This window comes from Shinella lacus (genome assembly GCF_010994755.1).
In the GTDB taxonomy this organism is placed as follows: domain Bacteria; phylum Pseudomonadota; class Alphaproteobacteria; order Rhizobiales; family Rhizobiaceae; genus Shinella; species Shinella lacus.
In genome coordinates this window covers 131,108-145,342 of the sequence record NZ_WHSB02000001.1, presented here as the reverse complement: position 1 = coordinate 145,342, position 14,235 = coordinate 131,108, and the positions used below count along the sequence as shown (strand labels likewise).

Annotated in this window: 13 protein-coding genes; 2 read left to right on the top strand and 11 right to left on the bottom strand. The window is 65.8% G+C overall.

All coding sequences use genetic code 11. The annotated features are described in order from the left end of the window. Positions 1-3: 3 nt before the first annotated feature. Genes GB927_RS00665 through GB927_RS00655 form a run of 3 tightly spaced genes read right to left on the bottom strand, consistent with a single transcriptional unit; the run spans position 4 to position 2,839 of the window. Entirely contained in the window at positions 4-978 is a 975-nt protein-coding gene (locus tag GB927_RS00665) for an alcohol dehydrogenase catalytic domain-containing protein (RefSeq protein WP_256114563.1), read from the bottom strand. Positions 979-990: 12 nt separating this feature from the next. Continuing rightward, positions 991-1,701, bottom strand: coding sequence for an SDR family NAD(P)-dependent oxidoreductase (locus GB927_RS00660; protein WP_256114562.1), 711 nt, complete (start codon positions 1,699-1,701; stop codon positions 991-993). A gap of 1 nt (position 1,702) precedes the next feature. Beyond that, positions 1,703-2,839 carry a glycerol dehydrogenase gene (locus GB927_RS00655; RefSeq protein WP_256114561.1) on the bottom strand — a complete coding sequence of 379 codons (1,137 nt, stop codon included), beginning with the start codon at positions 2,837-2,839 and terminating at the stop codon, positions 1,703-1,705. Positions 2,840-2,925: 86 nt separating this feature from the next. Here GB927_RS00655 and GB927_RS00650 point away from each other — a divergent pair, with 86 nt between their 5' ends. Then, positions 2,926-3,708: a shikimate dehydrogenase family protein gene (locus tag GB927_RS00650; RefSeq protein WP_256114560.1), complete on the top strand. Its 783-nt coding sequence runs from the start codon at positions 2,926-2,928 to the stop codon at positions 3,706-3,708. A gap of 53 nt (positions 3,709-3,761) precedes the next feature. Here GB927_RS00650 and GB927_RS00645 read toward each other — a convergent pair whose 3' ends face one another. From GB927_RS00645 to GB927_RS00625, 5 genes are all read right to left on the bottom strand, one after another. Beyond that, the gene (locus GB927_RS00645) at positions 3,762-4,760 is read right to left on the bottom strand and encodes an ABC transporter permease (RefSeq protein WP_256114559.1); all 999 of its coding nucleotides are present in this window, start codon (positions 4,758-4,760) and stop codon (positions 3,762-3,764) included. Beyond that, positions 4,750-6,243 (bottom strand): sugar ABC transporter ATP-binding protein, encoded by a 1,494-nt coding sequence (locus tag GB927_RS00640; RefSeq protein WP_256114558.1) that lies wholly within the window; start codon positions 6,241-6,243, stop codon positions 4,750-4,752. Before GB927_RS00640 ends, GB927_RS00645 begins: the two co-directional genes overlap by 11 nt. A 62-nt stretch (positions 6,244-6,305) precedes the next feature. Further along, positions 6,306-7,547: a sugar ABC transporter substrate-binding protein gene (locus tag GB927_RS00635; RefSeq protein WP_256114557.1), complete on the bottom strand. Its 1,242-nt coding sequence runs from the start codon at positions 7,545-7,547 to the stop codon at positions 6,306-6,308. Positions 7,548-7,627: 80 nt separating this feature from the next. Further along, positions 7,628-8,617, bottom strand: a complete 990-nt coding sequence (locus GB927_RS00630) for a transketolase family protein (RefSeq protein WP_256114556.1) — start codon at positions 8,615-8,617, stop codon at positions 7,628-7,630. Between the two features lies 1 nt (position 8,618). After that, entirely contained in the window at positions 8,619-9,482 is an 864-nt protein-coding gene (locus GB927_RS00625; protein ID WP_256114555.1) for a transketolase, read from the bottom strand. A 66-nt stretch (positions 9,483-9,548) separates the two neighbouring features. Here GB927_RS00625 and GB927_RS00620 point away from each other — a divergent pair, with 66 nt between their 5' ends. Beyond that, complete coding sequence (locus tag GB927_RS00620; RefSeq protein WP_256114554.1) at positions 9,549-11,081, top strand: aldehyde dehydrogenase; 1,533 nt, start codon at positions 9,549-9,551, stop codon at positions 11,079-11,081. A 3-nt stretch (positions 11,082-11,084) separates the two neighbouring features. Here the strand turns inward: GB927_RS00620 and GB927_RS00615 are convergent, their stop codons facing one another. The 3 genes from GB927_RS00615 to GB927_RS00605 all read right to left on the bottom strand — a co-directional run bounded on the left by GB927_RS00615 (position 11,085) and on the right by GB927_RS00605 (position 14,144). After that, entirely contained in the window at positions 11,085-11,768 is a 684-nt protein-coding gene (locus GB927_RS00615; RefSeq protein ID WP_256114553.1) for a GntR family transcriptional regulator, read from the bottom strand. A gap of 39 nt (positions 11,769-11,807) precedes the next feature. Further along, a complete protein-coding gene (locus GB927_RS00610) occupies positions 11,808-13,412 on the bottom strand; it encodes a GMC family oxidoreductase (protein ID WP_256114552.1) in 1,605 nt (534 codons plus the stop codon). A 96-nt stretch (positions 13,413-13,508) separates the two neighbouring features. Continuing rightward, on the bottom strand, positions 13,509-14,144 hold the full coding sequence (locus tag GB927_RS00605) for an HAD family hydrolase (RefSeq protein ID WP_256114551.1): 636 nt from the start codon (positions 14,142-14,144) through the stop codon (positions 13,509-13,511). Between the last annotated feature and the right edge of the window lie 91 nt (positions 14,145-14,235).

Below are 14,235 nucleotides of genomic sequence, written 5' to 3'. Positions count from 1 at the left end.
GCGCTATAGGACGACGACGCGGTTGCCGGGGTTGGGGCCGGCCTTCAGGCGTGCCAGTGCTTGGGGCAGCTCATCGAAACCGGCAACCTCGATTAGTTGCGGATCGAAGAGCCCCTCCGAGATGTGCTGCGCGATCTCGGCGCCGGCGGCGACAAGCCGTCCCCACTGACGATCGCAGGCGTGGGCGTGCATGGCGTTGAGGCCGACTTCGTGTAGCGAGATGGTCGTCGAGAAGGCGGGCAGCGGCGCGGTTTCCTGCCGGTCCTGGATGCAGACCAGATGGCCGTTCGCCGTCAGCAGGGGAGCCAGGCTCGCCGCGTGGGCGCCATTCACCATGTCGAACACGGCGTTCAGCGGCTGATGCCGCGCCCGCTTTGCCCAGTCCTCCTTCCAGCCGTCCCGGCGGTAGTCGGTGACGGTTGCAGCGCCGAGGCCAAGCAGGCGGTCCGATTGGGATGCGGAGCCGACGGCGTGCACGACCCAGCCGCGCGCGCGGGCAAGCTGAAGCAGCGCACCGCCCACCGCACCGGAGGCGCCGGTCACCAGCACATGGGCGCCGGGCCAGAGCGCGACCTTATCGATGGCCTGGCGGGCGGTGAGGCCCGGGCAGGGGATCGACGCGGCGGCGGCAAAGGGCAGGGCGGCCGGTAGCGGGATGGCGGCGCGCGCCGGGATGACGGTGTATTCCGCGAAGGAGCCCGGCTTCAGGAGGTCGTTGTGGTAAGCGACCCGCGTTCCCGTGGCGATATGGTGCACGCCATCGCCCACGGCCTCGACCTCGCCGGCCCCGTCGACGCCGGGAACATGCGGCCATTCCCATGCGTCGTGGCCCCAGAGGATGAACTTCCAGTCGACGGGGTTGAGGCCGACGGCGCGGTTGCGGATCAGCAGCTCGCCCGGACCCGGCTCCGGCTTCGGCCGGTCGCGCAATTGCAGGATGTCCGGATCACCGGTCGTGTCGTGAACCCAGGCTTTCATATGCATTCCTCCTCAGCAGACCGAATAGCCACCGTCGACGGGGATCATCGCGCCGGTGATGTAGGCGGCATCTTGCGAGAGCAGGAAGCGCACGACGGAGGCGACTTCGGCGGGTTTCGCCCAGCGCCCCATGGGGATGCGGGCATTGATGCGCTCGGCCCGCGCGGCGTCGGTGCGGGCTTTTTCGGAGATCTTCGTCTCGACCCAGCCCGGTGCAATGGAATTGACGCGGATGCCGCGGCCCGCCCACGCCACGGCCTGCGAGCGCGTGACGGCGGCAACCGCGGCCTTGCTCGCCGTATAGGCGGGCGCGCCCGGCGAACCGAAGATCGCCCACATGGACGCGACATTGACGATGGCGCCACCGCCGGCTTCGAGCCTTTCGACGAGCGCATTGGCGAGCGCGAAGCCGGCGGTCAGGTTGACGCGCATGACCTGTTCGAAGGCGTCGGTCTCCCATTCCTGCTGGTGGCGCAGCATGCCGGCGCAATTGACCAGCGCCGCAACCGGCCGCCCGTCCGGCAGCGTGGCGATGCTTGCCGCCGTGTCGGTAATATCGACAGTGTGGAAGGCGATGTCGGCGGGCAGGTCGTCGTCGCGATCGAGACCCAGGGCGATCACCGCGTAGCCGCTTGCGGTCAGGAGTTCCGCGACGGCCCGGCCGATGCCGGTGCCGCCTCCGGTGACGACGGCGAGGGGCGTTTCCCGGTCATTCTGGGGCATTTCATCTTCCTCTTCGATTGGCGATGGCGGGGCGCATGGCGGCCTCCGCCTCAATGGCGAGCATGGCGTCCACCAGATCGGCGACGGTCAGCGTTTTCGGGAAATTGAGCATGTGCGGCACGGCGATCGACGCTTCCGCTACCGCCGTGAGCTGCGACCGATCGACCTGCGCGGCGGTCAGATCCGCAAGGCAGAGCGGTAGCCCTGCATGATGGTAAAGTTCCAGCAGGGCGTCGGGCATGGCTTCGCCCATCAGCCGGTGGTGCACGACGAGACCATAGGCGACCTGCAAGCCGTGCGGCCTGGCCTTGATGCCCGGCAGCAGCGGCAGGCCGCGCGTCAAGGCATGCGGCACGGAAAGGCCGCCGCTTTCGAAGCCGAGCCCGGCCATCAGGATCATCGCCTCGACCGCGGCCTCGAAGGCTTCAGTCGGCGCGCCTGTGCCGGCAGCGTCGTAGGCCGCCCGGCCATGCGTCATCAGAGTATCGTAGCAGGCCGTCGCGATCGTGCCGGCAAGCCGCGTCGGCCGGGCGCGGAACATGGTGAGGCCGCTGCCGGCGGCGCAGGCGAGCGCTTCGGCCTTCTTGGAGAGCGCGTCGCCCAGCCCGGCCGCGAACATCGCTTTCGGCGCGCCGGCCAGCAACACCGTGTCGACAACCACGAAATCCGGGTTGCGAGGCAGGTGCCGGACTTCCAGCAGCACGTCGTCCTCGTCATAGAGCACATAGTTCTTGCTCGTCGGCGCATCGTTCGAGGCCACCGTGGGAATGGTGATCAGCCGCAGCCCGCGCGTATCGGCAAGCGCCTTGCCCGCATCGATCGCCCGCCCGCCGCCGGCTGCCAACACAATCGACGGCGTCGCATCGCCGAGCCTGGTTGCGAGTTCGTGGCCGGTTTCGGGGCCAAGCCGCCCCTCGAAGGGCAGCACCGTCAGGGAAACATCGCGCTGCTCGCAGGAGCGGCGGATCGTCTGTTCGACGAGGGGCAGGATGTGCACATCCGCCACAAGCACCGCGCTCTGGCCGATCTGGGCTGCGAAGTCGCCGATGCGGGCCAGGATGCCGCGTCCCTGGACATAGCGTCCGGGCGCTCCGAAAACCTTGAGATCGGCGTCGAAAATGGTCAAAGGGGAATTCATGCAGGCGTCTCTATGGATATTTCATATATCATATATTATGTAGTCCAGCGCGCAAGCGCCTTCTTGTCATTTTCGAGGATAAACCCATGATTACCGGGCATACCCGCTTCGTCCCCCTGCTCGCCCATCCCTGCCGCCATGTGCGCACGCCGCCGCTGTTCAATGCCGAATGTGAACGGCAGGGGGAGGACATCGTCATGGTGCCGCTCGACGTTCTGCCGGAACGGCTGCACGCCACCGTCGACAGCCTGCGGGCGATCGAAAACCTCGCCGGCATGGTGATCACCATTCCTCACAAGGGAGCGATTGCCGCGCTGTGCGACCGTCTCGTCGGTGCGGCAGCCCTTGTCGGCGCCTGCAACATCGTTCGCCGGGAGAAGGACGGCAGCCTCACCGGCGGCATGTTCGACGGCGAGGGTTTTGTTGCCGGCCTTCTCCACCGTGGGCACGATCCCGCCGGCAAGCGCGTGTTGCTCGTCGGCGCCGGCGGTGCGGCGAGCGGTGTGGCGCATGCGCTGCTCGGCGCCGGCGTGGCCGGGCTGACGATCGCCAACCGGTCGCCGGAAAAGGCCGAAACCCTGGCGGGCCAGCTGCGTGGCCTCTTTGAAAACGCCCGCGTCGAGACCGGCCCGCCGAATCCCCGCGGTTTCGACATCGTCATCAACGGCACCGCGCTCGGCATGCATGCGGGTGATGCGCTCCCCGTCGATGTGGACCGGCTCGGCGCGGGCACGGTCGTCGGCGAGGTGGTGATGCAGCCGGATATGACGCCGCTTCTGGCCGCGGCAGAGGCGCGGGGCTGTGTCGTTCACAAGGGCATCCACATGATCGAGCAGCAGGTGCGCCTGCTCGTCGATTTCCTGAAATGAAAGAAGGCCCGCATCGCGCTTTGTGATGCGGGCCAGTTTCGCGTGCGGGAGGTTCACACGCGGCGTTTTGCCCGCGCACCGATGCCCTGCATCAGCACGGCGAGGATGATGATGACGCCCTTGATGATCTGCTGCGGATAGGCCGGCACGCTCATCAGGTTCATGATGTTGCCGATCAGGCCGAGGATCAGCACGCCGATCATCGTGTTCGTCACGGTGCCCCGGCCGCCGGAGAGCAGGGCGCCGCCGATGACGCAGGCCGCGATCGCATCGAGTTCCAGGCCGATGCCGGTGACCGGCGTGCCGACCGCGGTGCGGGCGGTGACGAAGATGCCGGCGAGTGCCGAAAGCGCACCGCTCAGCGTGAAGGCGAGGAACTTGTAGCGCCAGACGGGCAGGCCCGCGAGGCGGACGGCGTTCTCGTTGCTGCCTGTGGCGACGGTCAGCCGCCCCCAGTTCGTGCGGCGGAGCAGGAAGACGAAGAGCGCTATGACGACCAGCACGGCGAGGACCGGCCAGGGCAGGCCGATGCCGGGCAGGCCCTTGCTGCCGAAGCCGGTCAGGATCTGCGCGGTCGGCAGGTCGCGCGGAAAGCGCACCGGCTGGCCGTTTGACAGCATGTAGGCGAGGCCGCGCGCCATGGTCATCATGGCGAGCGTCGCGACGAAGGACGCCATTCCGAAGCCGGCCACGAGCGCGCCGTTGATGGCGCCGAGCAGCGCGCCGAAAAGAACGCCGCCGAAGACACATATCAGCAAGGCCGTCGCGCCGTCGAAGGGCAGCGCGGGCATTGCCATCGCCACACCCATGCCGCCGATCGCCGCGATGGAACCCACAGAAAGGTCGATGCCGCCGGTGAGGATGACGAGCAGCATGCCGATCGAGACGAGGGCGAGGGGCGCCAGTTGCCGCAGCAGGTTGAAGAGGTTCTGCAGCGTCAGGAAGTGTTCCGACAGCAGCGTGGAGATCACCACCAGTGCGGCCAGCATGATGTAGATATTGTAGGTGACGAGGAGGGAAACGAGGCCAGGAGCCTTCGGATTAGTGGACATTCTTGCGCCCCATTGCCAGTTCGATGATGCCTTCCTCGGTGAGCTCTTCGCCGGAAAGTTCGCCGGCAAGGCGGCCGGCGCGCATGACGATCACCCGATCGCACATGCCGATCAGCTCGAGCATTTCCGAGGAGACCATGACGATGGCGGCACCATTGGCCGCCAGTTCGTTGATGACGCGGTAGATCTCGACCTTCGCGCCGACATCGACGCCGCGCGTCGGTTCGTCCAGCAGCAGGATCTCGCAGCCCGAGACGAGCCACTTCATGATCGCGACCTTCTGCTGGTTGCCGCCGGACAGCGTGCCGGCCTCGGCGTCTATGCTCGCGGCCTTCAGGTTCAGCCGGCTGCGCAGAGCCTCGGTGGCGCCGCGCTCGCGAGCCTCGCGGATGAGGCCCCAAAAGCCGAGATGCGGATTGACCGGCGTCAGCATGGCATTGTTGAGGATCGGCAGGTCGAGCAGGCAGCCCTGCTGTTTGCGATCCTCCGGCACGAGGCCGATGCCCGCCCGTACGGCGTCGCCGGGCGAGCGGATGGTGCGAGGTCGCCCGTCGATGCGGATTTCGCCGGCCGAGACCGGGTCCGCGCCAAAAATCGCGCGCAGCACCTCGGTCCGCCCCGCCCCGACAAGGCCGCCGATGCCCAGCACTTCGCCGCGGCGAACCGTGAAGCTGATGTCGGAGACCAGTCCGCCGGCTGCAAGCGCATCCACCTCTAGCGCCACTGGACCGGGGGTGATCTGCCGTTCGGGAAAAAAGTCCTTCAGCTCGCGGCCGATCATCAGGTTGACCAGCGACGTGTGGTCGAGCGCGCCGGTTTCCCAGGTCCCGACCGTCGCGCCGTCCTTGAGCACGGTCACCCGGTCGCAGAGACTGAAGATCTCGTCGAGCCGGTGCGAGATGTAGACGATGCAGACGCCCTGGTCGCGCAGCCGCCGCACCAGATTGAAGAGTTTTTCTGTCTCGTGCGTGGTGAGCACGGCGGTTGGTTCGTCGAGCACGAGGATCGAGCAGTCGCGCGACAGCGCCTTGCAGATTTCCACCACCTGCTGGCGCGCGATGGTAAGCCCGCCGGCGATCTCGCCGGGATCGATGTCGTCGAAACCCATGCGGGCGAGCAGTTCCGCGGCGCGGGCATGCATGGCCCGCCGGTTGACGAACATGCCGTGCCCCAGGGTCTCGATCAGGATGTTTTCGGCAACCGTCAGGTCGCTTGCGAGCGAAAATTCCTGGTAGATGATCGAGACGCCGTTGCGGATCGCGTCCTGCGGGTTCGTTATGCTGACGGGTTCGCCGCCGATGCGGATCTCGCCGCCGTCATGGCTATAGGCGCCGGCGAGGATCTTCATCAGGGTCGATTTGCCGGCGCCGTTTTCACCCATCAGGGCATGCACTTCGCCCGCGCGTGCCGAAAACCCGGCGCCGCTGAGCGCGGCGATGCCGCCGAATTCCTTCCAGATCTGCCGCATGTCCAGGCGATCCATGTCCTGCCTCCCTTTCATCGCGGCGGACCCCGCAAGGCCCGCCGCATCATCCCTGGTGCCGGTCAGCTCTTGAGTTCGCCGATCGTCTTGAAGGCCGGGACCGTGTAGCGGAAGAACGGGTTTGCCGTGTCCGGGTCGATGAACTGGTCGGCGTTCTCCTTGGTCACGATCTGCGAGGGGTAGTAGGAGCCGAGCGGCAGGTTGTTGGCATCGAAACCCTTGTCGAAGATCTGGTTTATCAGGGTGATGACGCCTTCGCCGGTGTGCGAGCCGGAGCAAAGGCCGGTCACCAGCATGTCGCCGGACTTGACGAGATCGAGCGCGGTGCGGAAGCCGTCCGCGGCATTCGCCACCTGGATCTTGCCCTTCAGATCCTGGTTTTCCAGCGCGCGCAATGCACCCATGCCCATGAAGTCGTTTTCGGCGAGGATGATGTCGAGCTTGGAGGAATGCGCCGTCAGGATGTCCTCCGCCGCATCGAGCCCGCCTTCTTCCGTCCAGAAGCCGACGCCCATCGAGACGACGCTGAATTTGACCTCCGGATAGTCGAAGGCGCCGCCGGTCTTCAGTTCCTGGAACTTGTTGAAGCCGGCGAGCATGGCGTCTTCCTTGGAAAGGTTGAGGCCGAGCTGCTGGGAACGTTCGTAGATGATGCCGGTGATCATGCCGTTTACGCGGCTTTCCGACGTCGAGTTGCCGACGGTGCCGAGGATCGCCGCCGCCGTTATCGGCTTGTCGGCGCCGTAGTGCTGCGCAACGAAACGCCCCGCCTCGAAACCGTTGCCATAGGGGTTGAAGAGCACGGTCGTGACGATCGGGCTGTCGTCCGGCACGGTGCCGAGCGCGATGACCGGAATGCCGGCATCGACGGCGCGTTGCGCGTCGGCTGCGGCGGCGGCGAGGTCGGTCGGGTCGAGCACGATGACGTCGACCTTCTTGGCGATGAAGGCGTCGATCTGCGCCGAGGTCTTCGCCGGGTCGCCATCGGCGACCTGCACGTCGAGTTCGTAGCCGTATTCGGCGGCCTTGGCCTTCGCCGTGTCGATGACACTGACGAACCAGGGATTGCCGAGCGTGATTTCGGTCCAGCCGATCACCAGCTTCTTGCTCGCGTCGCGCGGCGTCGTCGGCAGCGCCTTGGCGACGTCCGAACGGTCGGCCATTTCCGGATCAATCACGCCGGAAAGGGCGGAATTCGGCAGCAGCTTGTAGATTTCGTGTTTTTCGGCGGCATTAGCCGCGCTGGTCATGATGGCCAGTGCGGCCGTGCACAGCATCAGCGATGCCGATTTCAAGAACGTCATGGTCTCTCTCCCTCAGTTGAAGTTGGATCGTCCGCTCCAGAAACCCGGAGCGGGATAACGCGCCCTCCCGGCGCGGGCCGTCAGCCGATGATGTCGCGGACGACGGATTCGATGCCGGCCTGGTCGAGCCGGTAATGGGCGTAGAGATGCGTCGGTGGGGCGATCAGCGCGTATTCGTCGCGGATGCCGTGGCGAACGAGCCTTGCGGGGCCGCCTTCCTCCGCCAGCACTTCGGCAACGGCAGAGCCGAGCCCGCCGAGGATGTTGTGCTCCTCGACGGTCAGGATGACCTTGGAGCGCGCGGCGGCGGCGAGGATCGCGTCGCGGTCGATCGGCTTGACCGTCGCCATGTCGATGACGCCGACGCTGCGGCCTTCGGCGGCGAGTTTCTTCGCGACCTGCACCGATGGATGGACGGGAAGGCCGCAGGCGATGATCGTCACCTCTTCGCCCTGCGCATGCTCGACCGCCTTGCCGAAGACGAAATCGGCCTTGCTGTTATAGAGCTCCGGCTCGCGCCCGCGGCCGGTGCGGAAATAGATCGGGCGGTCATGCTCGACCGAGGCGCGGATCGCCGCCTCGAGCTGCGGGCCGTCTGCCGGAGAGACGATCGTCAGGTCGGCGATCGAACGCATGGTGCCAATGTCTTCCGTCGCATGGTGCGAGGTGCCGTAGAAACCCATGGCGATGCCGGTGTGGTGGCCGATCAGGCGCACCGGCAGGGCGCAGTAGGCGACGTCCATGCGGATCTGTTCGCAGGTCAAAAGGCCGAGGAACGAGGCGAAGGTCGCGACGTAGGGCATCATGCCCGTGGTGGCGAGGCCGGCGGCGGCCGACACCATGTTCTGCTCGGAAATGCCGAAGCTGACATAGCGGTCCGGGTAACGCGCGGCGAAGCGGTTGAGCCCGTTGGAATATTGCAGGTCGGCAGAGCCGGCGACGATCGGGTGACCGGCCTCGGTCAGCGTGATCAGGCCGTTCGACAGATGGTCGAGGCCGGGATTCTTCATGTTCAGTTCCCGGTAGTGCCAGGAATTCGGCGAGGTCGGTCGCAGATTGGCTTGGGTCATCTCAGATCACCTTGGACAGAATTTCTTGGCGCGCGGCTTCCGCATCGACGGGGTCGAGATAGCCGAGATGCCAGCCGGGCTCGGTTTCCATGTAGGAGACGCCCTTGCCCTTCAGCGTGCGCGCGATGATGCAGCAGGGTTTTTCGCGGGACGCATCGGCCTTGACCCGGCGCAGCAGCGCGGTGAGTTCGGCGATGTCGTGGCCATCGACGACATGCACCTCCCAGCCGAAGGCACGCCATTTCTCGTCGATCGGCTCGATGCCCATCACGTCGTCCACCGCGCCGTCGAGCTGGTAGCCGTTGCGGTCGATGATCGCGACGAGACGGTTGAGCTTGTGGTGGGCGGCGCCGATGGCGGCTTCCCAGACCTGGCCTTCCTGCATTTCGCCGTCGCCAAGCATGACGAAGGTGGTGAAGTCGCGGCCCTGCATGCGCCCGCCCAGCGCCATGCCGAGCCCGTTGGACAGCGCATGGCCGATCGAGCCGGACGAGAAATCGACGCCCGGAACCTTGCGCATGTCGGGATGGTCGCCGAGCGGATTGCCGAGGCGGGTATAGCCGTTCAGCACCTCGGTCGGGATGTAGCCGAGTTCGGCGAGGATCGGGAACAGGCCGACGGCGGCGTGGCCCTTGCCCATCAGGAAGCGGTCGCGGTCAGGCCATTTCGGGTCCGCCGATAGCGACATCACGTCATAGTAGAGCGCGGCGAAGATTTCGGCGGCGGAAAACACCGAGGTGTAGTGGCCCACCTTGGCGATCTCGATGAGCCGGATGGTCTCCAGGCGCACGAACTGGGCGCGGTCCCTGAGCCGCGCGACCTCGGCCTCCGTGGGTCGGTAATCGTTTCTCACTGGCTGCGTCACACGCTCCTCCCTTCCTGTGCCGATCCCGGCAACAACTCCTTGCGATGGGGCGAGATAACATGATATATGATATATGTCACTGATAAAAATGGAGGAGATGACGTGAATCTTGCACTGACACAGGCGGATGTGACCGCGATCCGCAGCCGGATCGCCATCAAGGGACAGGCCTTCATCGACGGCCGCTTCGTCGACGCGGCCTCCGGCGAGACGTTCGACGACATTTCGCCGCGCGACGGCAAGGCAATCGCGCGCGTTGCGGCGGGCGACGCGGAAGATGTCGACCGCGCGGTGAAAGCGGCGCGTCGGACGTTCGAGGCGGGAGACTGGCGCGACCGGTCGCCGAAGGAGCGCAAGAAGGTGCTCCAGCGTTTTGCCGCGCTGTTTGAAAAGCACATGGACGAGCTTGCCGTGCTGGAAACGCTCGACATGGGCAAGCCGGTGTCCGAAAGCCGCAACATCGACGTGAACGTCGTGCTCGATACGCTGCAATGGTATGCCGAGTGCCCCGACAAGCTCTATGACGAGATCGCACCCACCGGTCCCGGCCAGCTCGCCATGATCACGCGCGAGCCGATCGGCGTGGTCGGCGCGGTCGTGCCGTGGAACTTCCCGATGCTGATGGCGACGTGGAAGTTCGCACCGGCGCTCGCCATGGGCAATTCCGTCGTGCTGAAGCCGGCTGAACAGTCGCCACTGACCGCGATCCGGCTGGCCGAGCTTGCGGCGGAAGCCGGCATTCCCGATGGCGTCTTCAACGTCGTACCGGGTTTCGGCCCGACAGCCGGCAAGGCGCTCGGCCTGCACATGGATGTCGATTGCCTGGCTTTCACCGGGTCGGGGGAAGTCGGCAAACTCTTCCTGCAATATGCCGGCCAGTCGAACATGAAACGCGTTTTCCTCGAATGCGGCGGCAAGTCGCCGAACATCATTCTCGACGACGTCCCCGAATTGCGCGTCGCGGCGGAACGGGCGGCCACCGCGATCTGCTTCAACCAGGGCGAGGTCTGCGTGGCACCGTCGCGGCTTATCCTCTCCAAGCGCATTCAGGAGCAGTTCCTCGACATCGTCGTCGAGACGGCGAAGTCGATCCGGCCGGGCGATCCGCTCGATCCCGCGACGAAGCTCGGCGCGCTGGTGGAAAGCGGCCATCGCGACCGTGTCGAGAGCTATATCGCCAAGGGCAAGGCGGAGGGCGCGCGGCTGGTGCTCGGCGGCGACCGGCCGGGCGATACGCCCGACGGCTATTACATCAACCCGACGATTTTTGCCGATGTGCGCAATGACATGACCATCGCGCAGGAGGAAATCTTCGGTCCCGTGCTGTCGACGATCACGGTCGAGGACGACGAGGAGGCGGTGCGTGTCGCCAATGACACGTCCTACGGCCTTGCGGCGGCCGTCTGGACGCGCGACCTGTCACGCGCCCACAAGATCGCCCGCAAGCTCAGGGCCGGCACGGTCTGGGTGAATTGCTACGATCACGGCGACGCGACCGTTCCCTTCGGCGGCTTCAAGCAATCCGGCAACGGACGCGACAAGTCATTGCACGCGCTCGACAAATACACGGAACTCAAGACGACGTGGATCGAGCTTTGACGCTCACGGGGCGGCTTCGGCCGCCCCTTTCGCTTCCAGCCAGTCGACCATCACGACACCCACGCCGATATCGGCCTGGATGGCGCGGCGTGCGCCTTCCGGGTCGCGGGCGGCCAGTGCACGCAGCACGTCGTAATGGCCATGTTTGCCGCTGACGAGCACGCGGGGAGGGGTGTGGAGGTGATAGAGATGGATGAGCGGCCCCATCTGTGCCCACATGCCTTCGATGGTCGAATAGAGCATCGGCATTTCCGCCGCTTCCGCCAGCTTGAAATGGAACTCGCGGTTGATATGCGAGGCTTCGAGCGGATCGGTGGCAGCTGTCTTGGCAAAATCGGCGTGTAGCGCCTCAAGCACGGCCAGGTCTTTTGCCGAGATCTTGATGGCCGCCTGGGCCGCCGCTTCGCCCTCCAGATGGTGGCGGATGAGCTGTATCTCGCGCAATTCGGAAGCCGTGAGGCTCCGGACCTGGATGGAGGTCGCCGCCCGCATCTCCAGCGCGCGCTCCGTGACGAGGCGGAAGATCGCCTCGCGCACCGGCGTGATGGAGACGCCGAGCTGGTCGGCGAGGCTGGCAATGGTCAGCCGCTCGCCGGGCTCGTAGCGGCCGTCCATCAGGGATGCGCGAATGGTGCCGTAGACCTGCTCGGAGAGGTTTCCCTTGTTGATTTTCGGCAGCTGGCTCATGCGGGGACCCGTGGCGTTTCCTATCCTGGCACTTACGCATCAAGCGTTCGATGGCGCAAGCGGCGCCAGGCCGCGGATGATATCCGAAGCTTTCTCTCCGATCATTATCGCGGTTGCATTGGTATTGCCCGAAATCAGTGTCGGCATGACGGAGTTGTCCACAACGCGCAGATTGCGCAGGCCGTGCACGCGAAGCTCCGGATCGACGACCGACATCGCGTCGCGCCCCATCCGGCAGGTGCCGACCGGGTGATAGACCGTCTTGCCCTTGGAGCGGATATAGGCACTGAGCGCCGCATCGTCGTCCACCGCCTTGCCGGGATAGGCCTCGCCGTCTTCCACGAAATCGGCGAAGGAGGGCTGCGCCAGAATGGTACGGGCGAGCTTCAGCGCCTTCACGGAAAGCCGCACGTCCTCCGGCGCCGTCAGGTAACGCGGATCGACGATCGGATGGGCGGCCGGGTCGGTGGATTTCAGCCGGATTTCGCCACGGCTCTCCGGCCTGAGCACGCAGGGGTTCACGGTGGCGCCGGCGCGTTTGACCTGCTCCTGGTCGCTGTCCATGAAGACGATCGGCACGAAATGCATCTGGATGTTCGGCTCGGCCTCCATGTCATCGACATTCATGAAGGCGCAGGCCTCCGTGACATTCGACATGACCGGCCCCGACTTGAAGAGCAGGTATTGCAGCCCGTTTTTCACGGACCGCAAAAAACTGTCCTCACCGTAATAGCCGTAGCGGCCGGTGCAGAAACGGATGGCGGGAAATTCGAGGTGATCCTGCAGGTTCTGGCCGACTCCTTCCAGCCGGTGTTTGACAGCGATGCCGTGCCGGTTCAGTTCCGCTTCGGGGCCGATGCCGGACAGCATCAGCAGCTTCGGCGTCTGCACCGCGCCGCCGGAGAGGATGACCTCCTTGTCGGCCAGGGCCGTCTCGACCTTGCCGTTGCGGACATATTCGACGCCGCGGGCGCGGTCACCCTCGAAGAGGATGCGGGTGACGAGGCAGCCGGTGCGGATTTCGAGGTTGCCGGTTTTCATGGCCGGGCGCATGTAGCCGACGGCGGCACTGCACCGTCTCCCGTAGCGGGTAGTGGTCTGGTTGAAGCCGACGCCGCGCTGGCGCGTGCCGTTGAAATCCGGCGTGTAGGGAATGCCGGCCTCCTGGGCGGCGCGCACGAAGGCGCGCGTCAGGTCGGTTACCTGGCGCAGGTCGGACACGCCGAGCGGGCCGCCGATGCCGTGATAGGCGTCCGAAAGCCTGTCATTGTCTTCCGCCCGGCGGAAATAGGGCAGCACGTCGCTATAGGCCCAGCCATCGGCGCCGAGGCGTGCCCAGTCGTCATAGTCGCGGCGCTGGCCGCGAATGTAGATGGCGGCATTGACCGAGCCCCCGCCGCCAAGCACCGCGCCCTGCGGCATCACGGGCGCGCGGCCGTTCAGCGCCGGCTGCGCTTCGGTCTTGTAGTGATAGAGAAGGTCCGAATCGAGCAGCTTCACGAAGCCGGCGGGAATGTGGATCAACGGATTGCTGTCGCGCGGGCCGGCCTCGATCACCAGCACCTTTCCCGCATCACCGAGCGCCAGCCGGCCGGCCAGCGCGCTGCCCGCCGAGCCGCCGCCCACAACAATATAATCCGCCATCGCATCCTCCCGGGATTTCATGATAATATATGATATATCTATTGATCTCGGAGAGGATCGTCAATGTGTCTTGGCACGGCCCGTCGGCTGTCGCGGTTACCGCGCGCCCAGCACCCGCTCTTCGAGTTCGGCCATGGAACTGAGCCAGCGCACGCCCTCCGGTGGTGCACTGTGGCTGTGCGGCACGAAGACCGTCTCGATGCCGGCAGCAAGGGCAGCGGCCGCGCCGCTGCCGCTGTCCTCGACGATCAGGCATTCGTGCGGTTCCACGCCGAGCAGGTAGGCGGCGCGGAAATAGCCTTCCGGGTGGGGCTTGCCGAGAAGGACATCGTTGCGGGCGACGGTGACGAGCCCGGGGCGGACGAGGCCGGCGGCCCGGAGGTTCACGTCGACGATGGCGCGGTCGCTGTTGGAGACGACAGCCTGGCGGATGCCGGCCGCGGCGAGGCTGCGCCACGTCGCCACGGCGTCGTCGTAGCCTCTCAGTCTTTCCGCTGCGCGAAAATAATGGTGGTGCTTGCGGCACTCCCATTCCATCGGATCGGCCTGCAAGCCGAAGTCCCGGGCGATGATCGCGTAGATCTCGTCGGCCGAGCGGCCGACGACCCGCGGCTTGAGGTCCGCGGGTGGCAGCAGGCCGGCCTCCTGCATGGCGCAGGCCAGCGCCTCGACCGCGATGTCCTCGCTATCCACGAGGGTGCCGTCCATGTCCCACAAGACTGCTCTGATCATGTTGTCGCTTTCCGTTGCCAATTTTTCATTTCCGGGGGAGGCCGCCTCGCAAGACGGCGTGAGGGCGCGCGCAGATTTCTCTCGACCGCCA